We start from the raw sequence: 15,729 nt of genomic DNA on the forward strand, positions 1-15,729 counted from the left end.
GCGGGATTTTTTGTTGTTTCTTATTTGCGTTCTCCCAACTTTGCATCAACAAAGAAGATTCCGGTAGTACCAGCTTTCTTCACCATATCCACAATACCAGCAGCAGTAGCTTCTTCTTCTACCTGCTCACGTACAAATCCCCAAAGGAAATCTTGTGTAGCCTTATCTTTTTCTGCAGCAGCAACATCCACCAATGCATCAATCATCTTTGAAACACGGCATTCGTGTTCATAAACCTGCTCGAATACTTCCAACGGAGTACCAAAATCATTAGGAACAACATCAATCTTATCCAATTTAGCCTTACCGCCACGCTTGATGATATAAGAAGCCATTTCGCAAGCATGAGCTTTTTCTTCAGAAGCCTGCTTCTTCAACCAAGCAGCTATACCGTTATAACCTTCTTTCTCCATATAGAAAGACATCGCTAAATAAAGATTGGAAGACCACATCTCAGCCGTAATCTGCTCATTAATTGCATTCTGTAATTTTTCTGTAATCATAATCGTATTTATTAAAATTGAAATCATTACAAAAGTAACAAGAAACCTTAAAAGTTGTTCACACAATAACATTTTTTATACAAAAACAAAGGTCTTGGAATGCTTCGTCATCCATGCAACACGTCTCCAGCCGCTCTATACCAGCTCGTCCGATGTATATCCTTGAGGAAGCTCACGGCAGTTATAGCCCGAAGCCATAATTTCACCATAAGCCCCTGCCGAACGGAGGGCGATAAGGTCACCACGCTTCACGCCATTCAAATCAATAGCCTTACCAAATACATCGGAAGACTCGCAGATGGGTCCTACTACATCATAAGCCTGAACCGGCGCATCCGAAGTGATATTCTCTATTTTATGGAACGCTTGGTAGAGTGCCGGACGAATCAAATCCGTCATGCCAGCATCCAAGATGGCAAACTGCTTGTTGGTACCCTGCTTCACATAAAGTACCTGCGAAATCAATGAACCACATTGTCCCACTACCGCACGTCCCAGCTCAAAGTGAAGCGTCTGATGGGGACGAAGTTTCAAATGGCTGCTGTAAGTCTCGAAGTAGCTTTTAAAGTCAGGTATCGGCTGACGGTTGGGGTGACCATAGTCGATTCCGAGCCCCCCCCCCACATTGACGTGCTCAATGCGGATATGACGGGCTTCCAACTTATCTTGTAATTCGTTGACACGGTTACACAAAGCCACGAAATCACCCATATCCAATATCTGGGAACCGATATGGAAATGCAGTCCGATGAGTCTCAGATTCTTCATATTCTGCGCAATGTCTATCACACGGTCCATATCCTGCATACTGATACCGAACTTATTTTCGGCCAGCCCAGTGGTAATATTGGCATGGGTATGGGCACCTACATTGGGATTGATACGGAAAGCCACATTGGCTACCTTACCTTTAGCGGCAGCCAGCTCATTGATAATTTCCAGCTCAGGGACAGATTCCACATTAAAGCAGAAAATATCATAATCCAGCCCCAGATTAATTTCCCAATCAGCCTTACCCACCCCGGCAAAAACAATCTTGCCAGTGGGAAAACCGGCTTTGATGGCAGCACGGATCTCACCGCCACTTACACAGTCGGCACCCAAACCATTCTCGCGGATAATGGCAAGCACTTTGGGATTGGCGTTGGCCTTCACGGCATAATACACTGAATAATTACCATACTTCGCCGCCTCCGTACGAATGCAGGCAAGCGTATCACGCAAAACCTTTGTATCGTAGTAATAGAAGGGAGTACGCAATTCGCGGAATTTATTGATGGGAAATGTTCCTTTCATATAATAGCTGTAATCTTTGTTTAGTTTTAAAAAAGGAAATGAAAGAAGTGTTTGCAACTCTTTTTAGAGCGTAGATTACGCGGATTGTACGGATAAAAAACAAAAAGAATTCGTACAATCCGCGTAATCTACACCCTAAAAAAATATTTATTCGCCGTTAAACAGCGCATTGCTGAGTGACTGCAACGCCACTTTCTTGTCACACTCTCGGATGAGGAAAGAAATATTATAGTTGCTACCACCGAAAGAAATCATACGTACCGGTATGTCGCGCATGGCATCCAATGCCTTGGCTTCGAAACCGACGTTCTCCCATTCGAGATCGCCCACCACACAGATGATACACATGTCCTTGTCCACCGTCACTGTACCATACTTCTTCAAGTCATCCAGAATTTCATTAAGATGCTTCACATTGTCGATAGATACGGACACACCCACTTCTGAGGTACAAATCATATCAATGGAAGTCTGGTAGCTCTCGAATATCTCGAAAACCTTACGCAAGAATCCGTGAGCAAGCAACATGCGGCTGGACTTTATCTTGATAGCCGTAATGTTGTCCTTGGCAGCCACCGCCTTAATCTTACCCTTCTCCGTATCGTTAGAAATCAGTGTACCCGGAGCAGTGGGGTCCATCGTATTGAGCAGACGGACGGGAATATTGGCATACTTGGCAGGCTGAATGCAGGTGGGGTGCAGAATCTTGGCACCAAAATATGCCAGCTCTGCGGCCTCTTCGAAGTGCAGATGACGCACCGGCGCAGTTTTGTCCACAATACGGGGATCATTGTTGTGCATGCCGTCGATATCCGTCCAAATCTGAATTTCAGAAGCGTTGATGGCAGCACCGATCAGCGAAGCCGTATAGTCGCTTCCGCCACGCTGCAGATTGTCTATCTCTCCGTAGGCGTTACGGCAGATATACCCCTGAGTAATATAAATCTCAGCATCCGGATGTAATTCCAGCTGAATCTGAAGCTTATCCTTGATATAGACCGGATCGGGTTCGGCATTCTTATCCGTACGCATGTATTCTAAAGCCGGAAGCAACACAGACTTCACACCGCATTCCTGCAGATAGTAATTCATCATGGCGGTGGAAATCAACTCGCCCTGAGCCAACACCACCTTCTCCTCAAACAGAGTGAAGAGGTCTTTGGTATAAGAACGGATATAGTCAAAATGAGATTTGATGAGCTCCAAGCCTTTCTGTTTATACTCCGGAGTAGCAAAAAGTTCATCAATGTGCTGGCGATATTTACTTTCCAGCTTGTTGATAATCTCGTTGGCACCTTCCGGATTCTTCTTGTACAGATAGTCCGAAATCTCAACCAATGTGTTTGTGGTACCCGACATGGCAGAGAGAACCACAATCTTACGTTCACCATCGGTAATCAATTTGGCCACTTCCTTCATTCGCTGAGCCGAACCTACTGAAGTACCTCCAAACTTTAAAACTTTCATTTTCGTTTCTGTATTAATTAGTTTATAGTTACAAGCTACGAGCTACAAGTAGGCAGCTACGGAGCTCTATCGTTAATTTCTGTTCTTTATAAGAATCAGTAGTCAGAGATAACTACTAATCATTGGTTATTGTAGGGGCGTATTCTGCCGTAACATCAGTCATCAGGTGGTCTGCGCACCGGTACACCTTACCGGGAAACTCTCGCAGCAACTGCAAGTTGTGCGTGGTCATCACCACCAGTGCGCCGGCTTCACTGATGCCGTGCAGAAGCTCTGCAATAACATGTCCGGTTTCCGAATCCAGGTTTCCGGTAGGTTCATCCGCAAGGATTATCTCCGGAGAGTTGAGAACTGCACGCGCAATCACAATGCGCTGCTGCTCACCGCCCGACAGTTCATTGGGCAACTTATACCCTTTGTTGCTCATCCCCACCAGGTTCAGCACCTCTTCTATTTTGTCCTTAATCTCCCCTTTGCTCTTCCAACCGGTAGCACGGAGAACAAATTCAAGATTGTCGTACACCGTACGGTCTGTCAGCAACTGGAAGTCCTGGAATACGATTCCCAGTTTGCGGCGCAACTGTGGGATGTGCTTACGCTTAATATGGAGCATGTCATACCCCAATACCTCAGCCTTGCCCGATGCAATATCCAGTTCACCATAGAAAGTCTTGAGCAGGCTCGTCTTGCCAGAACCCACTTTACCTACCAAGTACACGAACTCCCCTTTGTGAAGTTCCAAATTCACACCGTTCAGTACGCACAACTCCTGCTGGTGTATCTCTACGTCCGTATATCTTATCAGCGCCTCGCCCACCCCTATTTTAATTTTTAATTTTTAATTTTTAATTGTTAATTTTTAATTATTAATTTTTAATTGTTTAGTGTTTCTTCCACGTCGCACTGTGACGTTCCTCCAATTCACGCGCAAGGTCTTCAATGCGGTATCCTTTGGATGTGAGTAGCACGATGAGGTGATACAACAAATCAGCTCCTTCATAAATCAGGCGTTCGTCCGTACCGTTGCAAGCCTCAATGACAGTTTCCACAGCCTCTTCGCCTACCTTCTGTGCCATTTTGTTGACACCGGACTGGAAAAGACTAGTCGTATAGGAACCTTCGGGCATCTCATCATAACGCTTACAGATAAAATCCTGAAGAAGCTTCAAGAACATAACAGGTTGTTCGTTCTTCTCACCCCAGCAAGTATCTGCACCGGTATGGCAAACCGAGCCTACGGGATGTACCTGCACCAGTAACGTATCCCGGTCACAGTCTTCCTTCATGGAAACCACATTCAGGAAGTTACCACTCTCCTCGCCTTTCGTCCAAAGACGGTTCTTGGTACGACTGAAGAAAGTCACCTTTCCGGTTTCCACCGTCTTGTCATAAGCCTCCTTATTCATAAAGCCAAGCATCAGCACCTTAGCGGTATCTGCATCTTGTATAATCGCCGGAACAAGTCCGTTCATCTTGTCAAAATCCATTTTATTTACGATTTAGCTATTTACTATTTACGATTGAATTATTTTAAGTGACTGGAGACTTATGATTTGCTTGAGTAATCCCAATCGTAAATCGTAAATCGTCCAATCGTAAACTCACCTTCATCCTCTCATCGCAATTCCTTGGGCACAAAGGTACGATTTTAATTCGGGAATTTTGATTTCTCCGAAATGAAAAACACTGGCTGCCAGAGCAGCATCTGCTTTTCCCTGCAAAAAGACATCACGAAAATGCTCTTTGACACCTGCTCCCCCCGATGCAATGATAGGGATGGACAAATTGTCGGCAAGGCTGGAAAGCGCTTCATTGGCATAACCAGTCTTGACACCGTCGTGATTCATGCTAGTGAACAATATCTCGCCCGCACCACGTTCCTGGGCTTCTTTTGTCCACGCAAACAGTTCCTTATCCGTTTCCACACGGCCACCGTTCAAGTAACACCACCATCCCTTCTCAGTCTGTTTGGCATCAACTGCCAGTACACAAACCTGCGAACCGAAGTTCTTCGCAATCTCGTCTATCAATCCGGGACGGCGGATAGCAGAGGAATTGATGGAGATTTTATCGGCACCTGCATTCAGTAGCCTATCCACGTCACCCAGTTCATGAATGCCTCCACCTACAGTAAAAGGAATACTGATATTCGCAGCTATGCGTTTCACCAATTCTGTGAAAGTCTTACGACCTTCAAAACTGGCTGTGATGTCGAGAAAAACCAGTTCGTCGGCACCCTGCTCACTATAAGCACGCGCCAGTTCTACCGGGTCACCTGCCTGGCGGAGGTTCACAAAATTGACACCTTTCACGGTCTGCCCATCTTTTATGTCGAGGCAAGGAATGATTCTTTTTGCTAACACGGCGGTTTGAGTTATGAGTTATAAGTGATTAATTTTTAATTTTCAATTTTCACCTTTCAACCAACAAAGTTTTCCAGCTCTTTGAAGGTAATGCGACCTTCGTACAGAGCCTTACCGAAAATAACGGCAGGTATACCGGCAGTTTCCAGCTGGCGGATATCATCAGCACAACTTACTCCTCCACTGGCTATCAAATAGAGTTCAGGGCGGTGCTCCAATATCTCCTTATACAGCGCTATCGATGGTCCTTGCAGCATTCCATCACAACTGATATCAGTACAGATAACCTTATGAACCCCCTTCTCCACATAGTCTTTCAAGAACGGAAACAGTTCGCAACCACTCTCATCCTTCCAACCATTGACGGCTATTTTATGCTCTTTCACATCAGCGCCAAGAATAATTTTCTCAGAGCCATACATTTGAAGCCATTTGCAGAACAATTCGGGATTCTTCACAGCAATGCTGCCGCCAGTCACCATCTGCGCACCGTTCTCAAAAGCTATCACCAAATCTTCATCACTCTTTACCCCACCTCCAAAATCTATAATAAGAGACGTACGCACAGCTATCTGTTCCAACGTGCGGTAGTTTACCACATGATGGGAAACCGCACCGTCCAAATCGACCACATGAAGTCTGCGGATACCATGAGCCTCCAGTTCCAAGGCCACTTCCACGGGATTTTCATTGTACACCTTCTTGCTGTCATAATTGCCTTGGGAAAGGCGTACACATTTTCCGTCAATAATGTCAATAGCGGGAATCAGTTCTATCATTTCATTTACGATTTGGCGATTTACAGTTCCAGGAAATTCCGCAAAATACGCTCTCCCACACTTCCACTCTTTTCCGGATGGAACTGTGTGGCGTAGTAATTGTCTTTATGCAAAGCGGCACTGAACGGATGAATATAATCCGTCACGGCTGCCGTACAATCACTGACAGGCACATAGAAACTATGTACGAAATAGACAAACTCTTCTTTAGTAAAGCCTTTAAAAAGGCCACTATTTATCCGAGCAATGGTATTCCATCCCATATGAGGCACTTTATCCTCGTGCCTCTGAGAAATGAAACGTTTCACATCAGTATCAAAAATACCCAGACAATCCACATCCCCCTCTTCAGAATGACGGCACATCAACTGCATGCCCAGACAAATGCCCAATACCGGCTGGCGTAATTCCTTTATCAACCTATCCATACCACTGGCACGCAAAAAGTCCATAGTGGTTTCCGCCTCTCCCACACCGGGAAAGATAACCTTATCGGCAGCACGTAACACAGCCTCATCCGCTGTAATCACTGCCTCTACTCCCAGGCGTTTCAAAGCATAATCCACCGAACGGATATTGCCTGCATTATATTTGATAACTGCAACCTTCATTTTTTTATTGAGAATTGACAATTGAAAGGTGATAATTGAAAGGTAATGACTGGTTCCACACCATCAATTATCAACTAATTAAATATTACTGTTTTATTCCTATATGCCAACACCTTGCGTTCAATATGCTTCTGAACAGCACGGGAAAGTACAATCTTTTCCAAGTCCTTGCCCTTGTTCACCAAATCTTGCACAGTGTCCTTGTGTGTAATACGCACCACATCCTGCTCTATGATAGGACCGGCATCCAACTCTGTGGTAACATAGTGGCTGGTGGCTCCAATAATCTTCACTCCACGTTCAAACGCAGCATGATAGGGCTTCGCTCCTACAAATGCCGGAAGGAAAGAATGATGGATATTGATTATCCTATTAGGATAAGCATTTATCATTTGCTCGGAAATGACCTGCATGTAGCGTGCCAGCACTATGAAAGTTATCTTATGTTCTGCCAGTAGCTCCATTTCCTTCTTCTCTTGTTCTTCCTTTGTCTCTTTGGTGATGGGGAAAAGATGGAAAGGAATACCGAAACGCTCTGCCACATGCTGCAAATCAGGATGATTGCTTATGATAAGAGGTATCTCTACGTTCCACTCACCGGCAGTATAACGCGCCAGCAAGTCGAACAAGCAATGGGACATCTTCGAGACAAAGATAGCCATGCGCGGTTTTGTATCGGAGAAATAGAGACGAAAATTCATCTCATACTTCTGTGCATACAAGGTGGCAAAATAATCTTCAATCTTTTCTTGAGGTACCAGAAAATCCTTCAATTCCCATTCTATACGCATGAAAAAGATATTCTCTACATGGTCTACATACTGATCTAGATAGATAATATTACCTTTGTTCACCGTTATAAAGTCTGTTACTTCTGCCAATATGCCAGGTTTGTCAGGGCAGTGCAGCAACAGTTTGGCTGTTTTCATCATCCTAAAATGTTTTTTATCATTTTTCAAATTACAACATTCTCGTTTTGAGTTCGCAAAAATAACGATTTATTGCAAAACAAAGAACTTTTCGAGCAAGAAGTTTAAAACAAGCTCCGAAATGTTTCGTTTTCTCCAGGAGAGATTTTCATATCAAGAACAAAACAGTGCATAAACAAATTTCTAAACAGTTGTTAAATTTACTTTTCTCTCATTTTTACAATCTTCTCAATATGAGGATATAAAGCAAATACAGCACAAAACGCTTGAAAAAAAATTCGTCATAGCTATTGCAGATATCAAAGAAATGCCTACCTTTGCAACCGCAATCGAGAGAGATAGCTACAAAAAAAATGAAATAATGGTGCGTTAGTTCAGTTGGTTAGAATACATGCCTGTCACGCATGGGGTCACGGGTTCGAGTCCCGTACGCACCGCGAAAGGGAGTAACATAAGTTACTCCCTTTTTTGTTGTATATCAGATGGTTAAGGTATTGGAAGTGAATAAGAGACATGCAGAAATTGGGTGTATATTTACCGGAAACTTACCAGTATTTCCCGATTTTTACCGATTTTCCCAGTGGCTTTGATACCATCATTGATACCATTTTTATTGTATTGATAATCAGTAGATACCAAAACTCAAAAGAATATGAAATATCCGACAATGAGATTCGTCTTTGACCGCAAGAAGGTTGCGACAAAGAAACACAAAGGACTCGTTCAACTTGAAGTTTTGAGCGAAGGTAAGAGAAAGTGGATCGGCACTGGCGTTAAGGTCTATTCCGACCAATGGGATGATCGGAGAAAGATTATCAACTCGGTTGAGATGATTCAACTGAACCAGTGTCTTGACGAACAACGCAGGGTGATCCAAAATTGGATTAATGAGCTTATTAGTAAAAAAGAAGTTTTTGATTTTGATAAGCTGAATAGATTTTTGAAATATACCAATAAATCAGAAAGTTACATAGATTTTATAGAAAGAAGAATTGAGGAACGTGGAGATATTGCAGAAAGCACGAAAATGACACATCGGACGTTTGTTGCTTCATTGCGAGAATTTGATAGAATAATATATTTCTCGGACTTGACAAAAGCAAATATAACGTTGTATGATGATTGGTTGCACTCGAAGGGGTATTCACAGCCGACAATATATAATTACCATAAGCGCAACAAACGTTATATTCGTGAAGCTATAAAATTTGATTTGTTGCAGGATGATCCGTACAAGGGAGAGCGTCTTGTACGTGGTAAGCATTCAGTCAGGAAGTATTTGACAGTGGACGAACTCGAAAAGGTGAAAAATGCCCGAATACCTACTGAAACAATTTGCAGGGTTCGTGATCTTTTTATTTTTCAGGCATATACCGGAATTGCCTATGCCGATCTTGCCAAATTTGACTTTAAACATGAATTGCAAAAGCGTGGAGATAAATATGTTATATTGGATGCACGGGTAAAAACGGATGAAAATTATTTTATTGTTTTGCTTTCTCCAGCTATGGAAATTCTGAAAAAATATAATTTTGTTTTGCCGAAAATCACTAACCAACAATATAATTTGCGACTGAAAATTGTTGCTGATTATGCAGGACTTGATAGGAATTTGACCGTTCACATGAGCCGGCACACATTTGCAACGATGTGCCTGAATTATGGTGTTAAGATAGAGAATGTAAGTAAAATGCTCGGTCATACTAATGTGCGTACTACGCAAGAATATGCCAAAGTCTTGAATACCGAAGTAGAGAAGGAATTTGAAATGTTGGAACGGATTTTGTCATAGCATAAGAGAGCCACGCTAAAATAGTTCTACTGATATTTAGCGTGGCTTGTTTCATTTGAAATACTCCATAACTTGTGCCGATTGTTCACGGAGACCACAGCAAAGATAATTTTGAGTCATTTCCACACTTGCATGTCCCATCATTTGGCTTATAGAGTATAAATCGGCACCCCGTAAATACAAATTGGTTGCAAAACTCCGGCGTGCCGTATGGCTTGAAACAAATTCCCATTTTTCACCTTCCACTTCCTTTCCGGCCTTGAATATTTTAACCGCTTCTGTGATTCCGGTTTTCCGGCAAATATTACGGATATTATTGTTGAATGTCGGATCGCTAACTTCTTCTTTAGGCAAGTTTGTTAGTAGCTCTTTCACAATTGGCTTCAATGGCACTGTGGCATGAGTCTTAGTCTTTAAGCTGACATAAGAGATCATTCCATCCACTATATTACGGTTGTTCAACCGTGTATAGTCACTATGACGGCAACCAGTAAAGGCTCCTATTAAAAATTGTGTGCGTACCAATTGTTCGTTGGCATTCTTGGGAACATAGGTGATAATTCGTTCAAGTTCTTCATCAGTAAGCCAAACATTAGTGCTTCTCACATTTTTTACTGAAAGGATTTTATTATAGTCTTTAGGTAGCTCAACCTCTTCATTATACAAGTTCAATACAGCTTTTAATTTGGCGGCATATTGGCGAACAGAGTTTGGTGCCAGCCGTTCTTCCATATAATCAACAAAAGCCTGCAATCGGACTTTTGAAAGATTCTCCCATGTTGCCGGGCAATCGTTCGCCTTACTATACATGTTGAGTATAATTTCATATTTGGGGTATTTTACCAAAAATGCTGTACGTAAATCTTTCATTTTTATTTCATTTCTTTATTCCAACTATCATAAATATCTTCCCAATTATCACCTAAGCCAACCCTTATGCCGAAAGCGTTGTAACATTGTTGTACCGTTTCTTTCGGTGGTAAATATCTCCCGTCACTTAACATTATATAGCCTTCGTTTATTTCTTGTTGTAGCAAGTTTATATCTACTGGCATAATTTCATCAGGGAACAGCACCACGTTTCCTTTACTCGTTTGATAACTGACTCTTGGTAGTTCAAAATGCCCTCTCTGCCCAGTCAATAAAGAACAGATTCCGATTTCTCCGGTAATGAGATGAACTTCCGTGTTTGGCGCATTTATAACCATAAAATAGGCGTTATCGTCATTTTGGAAATGATTTACTACTCTGCCCACCCTTTCTGTATCACATCTTCTCATTCTCTCGTCCCAAAGATGTCCCAAATCATCATGGAACCGGATATAATCTCTTACTTTATCCCATGTTCTTACAGACAGAAATTTCATAGCAGGTAGAGTAAGAGTTTTTTCTACACCATTATCATATTTAAGTTCATGGGTAAAGTAATGTTTTCGTGAGCCGGTAATGTGTATATCCGTAACATCAAAGTTTTCATCATATCCGTTTTCGGTGGAATATTCTTCAAGAACAACAATATCACTCTGTACGATTTCATCAACTATCTTTTGAAAGTCATTATAGGCGTTGGTTAGCAGGTTTTCGGTATTCATGTTGTCCTGCATGGGTATTTGTGCAACAAGTCTTATCGGGTATTCATTATGTTCTGTACCATAGCACATATTCTCCACAATACCACAATTAACCTTCCCACATCTTTCATGAAAGAAGTCCATTGTACGCAATACATCTTGGTTGCTTAATTTCGTGGGTTGGGTGACAAACAGCACATAACTTACTTTTACCCTACTAAGAAGTTCTATATGCACGTTTGTGACACTTGGAGGCGTGTCAATAAGAACATAATCCGGGTTGATGGAGTGTATTTTCTTTTTAGCCAGTTCAAGATATTGCCTTACCATTGATTTTTCCAAGTAAATAAACTTGGAAAACATATTCCCGGAAGAGTGTACCCAAATCATTTCATGCGGATGATCGCCTTCAAATTCGGTGTTCATTGACGGGGTGTTTATATCTGCATCAATGATAAACACCTTATTCCCTTGTTTTGCAAGTAATCTTGCTATATTTGCGGTTGTTGTGGTTTTGCCTACGCCGCCTTTGCCTGAATATATTATAATAGCTTTCATATCAATTAAATATTTGGTTCAATAAATTCTATATTAGCCATCTGCATTTCATCTTCAAACGTCCATTTGTAATTGTGATTTTCCCAAAATGAAGCATATTCACAACCACGGCAAGTAACAGAGTATCGGCCTTCTCCTATTTTTCTTGCTTTACAAACATCGCGGAAAATCCGGTTATCTATCGGAAAGTCTGTAAAACATACGATCTCTTTTCCTTCATCCAGTAGCTTTTTAAGAAGCTGATAGTCACGACTGGTTCTATATGGTATATTCATGGTTGATCTCATCCTTTCAACAATTCCGGGTTGTCAAAAACGTTTCCTATCACTTCGCATCTATCACTGACATACCACAAGGGGGTAAAGCCACATGCCTTGTTCTTGTAGCAAAACATACCTTTATGAAATAATACCTCAACTGTAAATTGATAGGAGCTTTCACTTTCATGAATCAGTATTAGATCATGTTCGAAGATGCTATTACTGTTCTTATCGGTTATTTCGCTGAACTGACAGACTGTTTCGGGAATAACACCAACCCACTTGTTGGGTTCTACTTCAAAGAATACATTGTACATCTTTCTTTTGATGGTTCCATAGGAAATGGTCATACTCTTTACCCATTCACCACCGTTAACCCTTTTCGCTCTAAATTTTATCATTCTCATATAAATATCCAATTAAGATTCAAGTTTTTTAATAAATTCATTTAATCTATCGGCTGAATAATCGGTACCACCAATTATGAAGTAACCATCAACAGCAAATTTGAATGCTTCAATGGCTTTTTGTCTCATTCCTTCTTCGGCTATCGCTATTGCTGCATAGGCTTTTGCTTCTGATATGGCATATTGCACATAGCCGGTAGAATCCATCCGGTTGTCACTTTCCAAATCCAAAGTGTTACGTCTGATATAATCTTTTGCTTTTTGATTCATAATTATGCTAAAATTGCTTTATTTGTTTTCTAAATTCGTTCCATTCGTTGTTGGTAAAGTTGAAAAGAGTCTTTTTGCCTTTTTCTTCCCAATCACTTATGGCATAACCTACTAAATAGACTTTTTTAGTGCTGAAATCAAATCCCGTCACCCTATAACGTTTCTCATTATCCCGGTACATTGCCCCTTCGCATAACCTTCTGCCTTTGGAGTCTATGAAGGGCTTAATGTTGTAGAATGCTTCATAGCTTTGGCAGGCTGAAATATTTCCCGAAGTAACAGCTTCCCGATAGAAATTTTCACCATAGCCCTTACCGTTGGCGTTGACTCCAAACCAATAACCACCGCTGAATTTTGAAAATATATTCTGAAAATCCTCTTTATTGAATTTCATTTGAGATATTATAGCCAACTTTACTGCTTCATACATGGCTATGTTGACTCGTAAATAAGAATCAGTCTTTTCATTGTTCCAAACAAATTCTATCAGTTCAAAAGCTTTTGATTTTTCATTCATACTTTTGGGCCTTTTCCTTCTCCTTTCGGATCAGTTCATTAATAAATTTACTCATGTTCGGTTGCTCTCTGACAAAATCAACCAAATCAATATCCAGTCTAATAGCATAGACCTTACTTTTCGTAACCGGTTTGTTTCGGCGATAACTTCTTTTGGCTTGTTTATTCTCTTCCATAATGATTCTTGATGTATGTAATAATTCGTTTGAAATGGCTGTAATTTAGGCTTGTTTGCCTCTTTTGTTCCGTCTCTGATTCGATGATTACCTTTGGTGTGAAAACGTCTAAAATCGCCCCAAAATAGTCCATCTGCATTTGCCTTTGGTCGGATTGCTCCCCAAACATATCGCCGTAATAGTTCGGGCAACATCATGGAAACAAACAGCAATGTTATACATTGACGATTCAATAGTTCGGGCACAACGGTTGGGCTGATAGTTCGTTCATGTTTATGTATGAAGATAGGCACCGGGAAAACCAAAGGCTGATCAATATACAATAGTTCGGGTGTGTATGCGCGTACTGGTTCATTCTCTGTTATTGGTTCGGGTTCGTTCGCGTTTGTTTCTTCGTTTACTGGTTCGGTTAATAGTTCAGGCAAAGAAATGCCGGATAGTTCGGTTAGCATTGTTAGCCTCTGTAATGCTTTGTTTATTTGATCCTGATAAAACCAACGGGAAATAAAATCTATCAGAGCTACCAAAGCAAAGACAAAAGCCGGTGTTTTTGTTTGTACATCCACATATAAGGCCGGTAAATGTTTCTCCGGCTCTCTTACCGGTTCTTTTTCCGGGATGGTAGGAACTTTGGCACGATCCAAAGCCTTTATATTACATTTTAAGTTCGGGCAAATAGAATCATTTATAAAGGCAGGCATAACCACACCGATACGCGCCGCTTTATCATCGAAGACCGCCGCCCGATCAGGTGCCACCAGCCATACGCCACCAGTCCAGCCGGAAAGCAAAGGGATAACGTTTGATGCAAAGAAACCTAACTTTATATCAATTAAAGCGGCTTTTTCCAATGTTACACAAAGTTCTTTGTGTCCGTTACTGTCTGCGTCATTATAAGATAAATAAACTTTGTTCTCTCCGGCAATAGTACGAAGTGAGAAACCGCTTTTTTTGTTCCGTTTGGCTATTTCTTTTACAAAACCGGCAACCGCTTTTAATTCGCTTTTCTGAATCTTTATAAATCCGTCTTTTGAAAGATTGGGATATACAAAGCCGGTAATTAGGGAAATATCCGGCAAAATCACAAATAAAGGTTTGTTTTTTATCGTTGATTATTTCTGTAATATTGCCGCCTTCCTGACTGCAAACACAAACAGAGCACCGGCCAACCATTTCTTTTAAATGTTTGGGATTGATAAATAATTTCAGACCGTCAGGCAAAAGCCCGGATGTTTCAATAATTACGGGATATTCTTTTAATGTACGCCCGTTAGAAGCAACTAAAGCCGATTTGTAAGGATCAAGATAAATATAATTAAATGCTGGTCTTAGAGAATCTTTTGTTACTAATTTAGTGATATTTAGATGTTCCTTTGTAATCCACATATCAAAGGAGCAAACAATATTTTCACGCTCTTCTATTTTGGTAAACCTTGTTTTATTGGCTTGTTTGGTGCCTATCAGCTTTTCAAATTGCCAAACAAGATTAAAAACCTGATCCACTGGGAAAGAACACTTAAAGCTGTTTATTTGTACAGCCCTAAAATCCGTTATATTTAGTTTGGCATCAACGCAAAGATATTTTATATTTATCTCGTTGCCGTTGGCATCTTTCAGCTTTGCAAGCTCCGCGGCGGTATAGGTGCCGGGAGCTATTTCTATTTCATTTGTAAAAACTTCGTTTGCTATTTTAACCAGTTCGGCCAAAATAAGGCCGTTAAATTCTTTTTCATTCATAACATTAAATAGTTAGATATTTTACACCAAAGTAAAAGCCTAAAGCAAGGCAGAAAAGCAAGTAAATAGGAAGCAGCCAAAGACCGCCAAACACGCTAAAGCAGATTAATAAAACTACTATTAGCCAAATAATTACGCCCACCATGTTAGAAAGTAGGGTTTTCAAGCTCTTGCAAAAAATCTTCCTCCGTTATACTCTCACATATATTTGAGCCATCAACACAAACACTAAATCCGGTTGCGGTGCGGAATACTTCTAATTTGTGCGTTTCTCCGTTTGGGGATTCTATTATATAGGTAGTCATAATATCAAAGTTTAAAGGAATGCCGGGAAACCGCCCGGCGCGGTGGAATATTTGTATTATTCGTTTATGTTATGCAAATTACAGTTCCAAACGTATTTAGGGAATGAACCGTCTTTGTTAAGGCTAACAATAGATGTATTATCCCCGTTATCCTTAATTACATAAACTATAAGTTTTCTAAATCCATAT

17 protein-coding genes and 1 tRNA gene are annotated in these 15,729 nt (G+C 41.1%); 2 read left to right on the forward strand and 16 right to left on the reverse strand.

From position 1 onward, the window contains the following. Positions 1-20 precede the first annotated feature (20 nt). The 9 genes from HUX74_RS14970 to purU form a co-directional block, all read right to left on the reverse strand. The gene (locus tag HUX74_RS14970; protein ID WP_117600321.1) at positions 21-503 is read right to left on the reverse strand and encodes a ferritin; all 483 of its coding nucleotides are present in this window, start codon (positions 501-503) and stop codon (positions 21-23) included. A gap of 135 nt (positions 504-638) precedes the next feature. Beyond that, positions 639-1,799 carry a diaminopimelate decarboxylase gene (gene lysA / locus HUX74_RS14975; RefSeq protein ID WP_174646952.1) on the reverse strand — a complete coding sequence of 387 codons (1,161 nt, stop codon included), beginning with the start codon at positions 1,797-1,799 and terminating at the stop codon, positions 639-641. Positions 1,800-1,946: 147 nt separating this feature from the next. Further along, positions 1,947-3,266, reverse strand: a complete 1,320-nt coding sequence (locus HUX74_RS14980; protein ID WP_117600323.1) for an aspartate kinase — start codon at positions 3,264-3,266, stop codon at positions 1,947-1,949. Between the two features lie 115 nt (positions 3,267-3,381). Further along, the gene (locus HUX74_RS14985) at positions 3,382-4,083 is read right to left on the reverse strand and encodes a cell division ATP-binding protein FtsE (RefSeq protein WP_117600324.1); all 702 of its coding nucleotides are present in this window, start codon (positions 4,081-4,083) and stop codon (positions 3,382-3,384) included. A 64-nt stretch (positions 4,084-4,147) separates the two neighbouring features. Continuing rightward, positions 4,148-4,753: a bifunctional phosphoribosyl-AMP cyclohydrolase/phosphoribosyl-ATP diphosphatase HisIE gene (gene hisIE / locus HUX74_RS14990; RefSeq protein WP_117600325.1), complete on the reverse strand. Its 606-nt coding sequence runs from the start codon at positions 4,751-4,753 to the stop codon at positions 4,148-4,150. A 120-nt stretch (positions 4,754-4,873) separates the two neighbouring features. After that, the gene (gene hisF / locus HUX74_RS14995) at positions 4,874-5,629 is read right to left on the reverse strand and encodes an imidazole glycerol phosphate synthase subunit HisF (RefSeq protein WP_117600326.1); all 756 of its coding nucleotides are present in this window, start codon (positions 5,627-5,629) and stop codon (positions 4,874-4,876) included. 56 nt (positions 5,630-5,685) lie between these two features. Continuing rightward, a complete protein-coding gene (hisA, locus tag HUX74_RS15000; RefSeq protein ID WP_117600327.1) occupies positions 5,686-6,408 on the reverse strand; it encodes a 1-(5-phosphoribosyl)-5-[(5-phosphoribosylamino)methylideneamino]imidazole-4-carboxamide isomerase in 723 nt (240 codons plus the stop codon). A 20-nt stretch (positions 6,409-6,428) separates the two neighbouring features. Then, positions 6,429-7,019: an imidazole glycerol phosphate synthase subunit HisH gene (gene hisH / locus HUX74_RS15005; RefSeq protein ID WP_117965314.1), complete on the reverse strand. Its 591-nt coding sequence runs from the start codon at positions 7,017-7,019 to the stop codon at positions 6,429-6,431. Positions 7,020-7,093: 74 nt separating this feature from the next. Further along, positions 7,094-7,951 (reverse strand): formyltetrahydrofolate deformylase, encoded by an 858-nt coding sequence (purU, locus tag HUX74_RS15010; protein WP_117600329.1) that lies wholly within the window; start codon positions 7,949-7,951, stop codon positions 7,094-7,096. 360 nt (positions 7,952-8,311) lie between these two features. Between purU and HUX74_RS15015 the strand changes: the two genes are divergently transcribed. Further along, positions 8,312-8,385 (forward strand) — tRNA-Asp (locus HUX74_RS15015). A 215-nt stretch (positions 8,386-8,600) separates the two neighbouring features. Further along, positions 8,601-9,740, forward strand: coding sequence for a site-specific integrase (locus tag HUX74_RS15020; RefSeq protein ID WP_174646953.1), 1,140 nt, complete (start codon positions 8,601-8,603; stop codon positions 9,738-9,740). A gap of 51 nt (positions 9,741-9,791) precedes the next feature. On the opposite strand, the gene HUX74_RS15025 is transcribed toward HUX74_RS15020, so the two are convergent. Genes HUX74_RS15025 through HUX74_RS20795 form a run of 7 tightly spaced genes read right to left on the reverse strand, consistent with a single transcriptional unit; the run spans position 9,792 to position 14,583 of the window. Then, positions 9,792-10,610, reverse strand: a complete 819-nt coding sequence (locus tag HUX74_RS15025) for a site-specific integrase (RefSeq protein WP_174646954.1) — start codon at positions 10,608-10,610, stop codon at positions 9,792-9,794. Between the two features lie 2 nt (positions 10,611-10,612). Beyond that, positions 10,613-11,869 carry a P-loop NTPase gene (locus tag HUX74_RS15030; protein ID WP_174646955.1) on the reverse strand — a complete coding sequence of 419 codons (1,257 nt, stop codon included), beginning with the start codon at positions 11,867-11,869 and terminating at the stop codon, positions 10,613-10,615. Between the two features lie 5 nt (positions 11,870-11,874). After that, entirely contained in the window at positions 11,875-12,144 is a 270-nt protein-coding gene (locus HUX74_RS15035) for a hypothetical protein (protein WP_174646956.1), read from the reverse strand. An 8-nt stretch (positions 12,145-12,152) separates the two neighbouring features. Continuing rightward, the gene (locus HUX74_RS15040; protein WP_174646957.1) at positions 12,153-12,536 is read right to left on the reverse strand and encodes a YopX family protein; all 384 of its coding nucleotides are present in this window, start codon (positions 12,534-12,536) and stop codon (positions 12,153-12,155) included. Positions 12,537-12,548: 12 nt separating this feature from the next. After that, a complete protein-coding gene (locus HUX74_RS15045) occupies positions 12,549-12,806 on the reverse strand; it encodes a hypothetical protein (protein WP_007846554.1) in 258 nt (85 codons plus the stop codon). Positions 12,807-12,813: 7 nt separating this feature from the next. Beyond that, positions 12,814-13,323, reverse strand: coding sequence for a hypothetical protein (locus HUX74_RS15050; RefSeq protein ID WP_174646958.1), 510 nt, complete (start codon positions 13,321-13,323; stop codon positions 12,814-12,816). Positions 13,324-13,374: 51 nt separating this feature from the next. Then, complete coding sequence (locus tag HUX74_RS20795) at positions 13,375-14,583, reverse strand: hypothetical protein (protein WP_254592874.1); 1,209 nt, start codon at positions 14,581-14,583, stop codon at positions 13,375-13,377. Positions 14,584-15,729: the final 1,146 nt, after the last annotated feature.

The sequence above is a fragment of the Bacteroides sp. Marseille-P8574 genome (genome assembly GCF_902825465.1).
Taxonomy (GTDB): domain Bacteria; phylum Bacteroidota; class Bacteroidia; order Bacteroidales; family Bacteroidaceae; genus Bacteroides; species Bacteroides uniformis.

Bases quoted from the DNA above. Each gene is read 5' to 3' on its own strand.
- purU (WP_117600329.1), bottom strand. From the start codon at position 7,951: ATGATGAAAACAGCCAAACTGTTGCTGCACTGCCCTGACAAACCTGGC.
- lysA (WP_174646952.1), bottom strand. From the start codon at position 1,799: ATGAAAGGAACATTTCCCATCAATAAATTCCGCGAATTGCGTACTCCC.
- HUX74_RS15020 (WP_174646953.1), top strand. From the start codon at position 8,601: ATGAAATATCCGACAATGAGATTCGTCTTTGACCGCAAGAAGGTTGCG.
- HUX74_RS15035 (WP_174646956.1), bottom strand. From the start codon at position 12,144: ATGAATATACCATATAGAACCAGTCGTGACTATCAGCTTCTTAAAAAG.
- hisIE (WP_117600325.1), bottom strand. From the start codon at position 4,753: ATGGATTTTGACAAGATGAACGGACTTGTTCCGGCGATTATACAAGAT.
- HUX74_RS14980 (WP_117600323.1), bottom strand. From the start codon at position 3,266: ATGAAAGTTTTAAAGTTTGGAGGTACTTCAGTAGGTTCGGCTCAGCGA.
- HUX74_RS14970 (WP_117600321.1), bottom strand. From the start codon at position 503: ATGATTACAGAAAAATTACAGAATGCAATTAATGAGCAGATTACGGCT.
- HUX74_RS15050 (WP_174646958.1), bottom strand. From the start codon at position 13,323: ATGAATGAAAAATCAAAAGCTTTTGAACTGATAGAATTTGTTTGGAAC.
- HUX74_RS15030 (WP_174646955.1), bottom strand. From the start codon at position 11,869: ATGAAAGCTATTATAATATATTCAGGCAAAGGCGGCGTAGGCAAAACC.
- hisA (WP_117600327.1), bottom strand. From the start codon at position 6,408: ATGATAGAACTGATTCCCGCTATTGACATTATTGACGGAAAATGTGTA.
- HUX74_RS15040 (WP_174646957.1), bottom strand. From the start codon at position 12,536: ATGAGAATGATAAAATTTAGAGCGAAAAGGGTTAACGGTGGTGAATGG.
- HUX74_RS15045 (WP_007846554.1), bottom strand. From the start codon at position 12,806: ATGAATCAAAAAGCAAAAGATTATATCAGACGTAACACTTTGGATTTG.
- hisH (WP_117965314.1), bottom strand. From the start codon at position 7,019: ATGAAGGTTGCAGTTATCAAATATAATGCAGGCAATATCCGTTCGGTG.
- HUX74_RS15025 (WP_174646954.1), bottom strand. From the start codon at position 10,610: ATGAAAGATTTACGTACAGCATTTTTGGTAAAATACCCCAAATATGAA.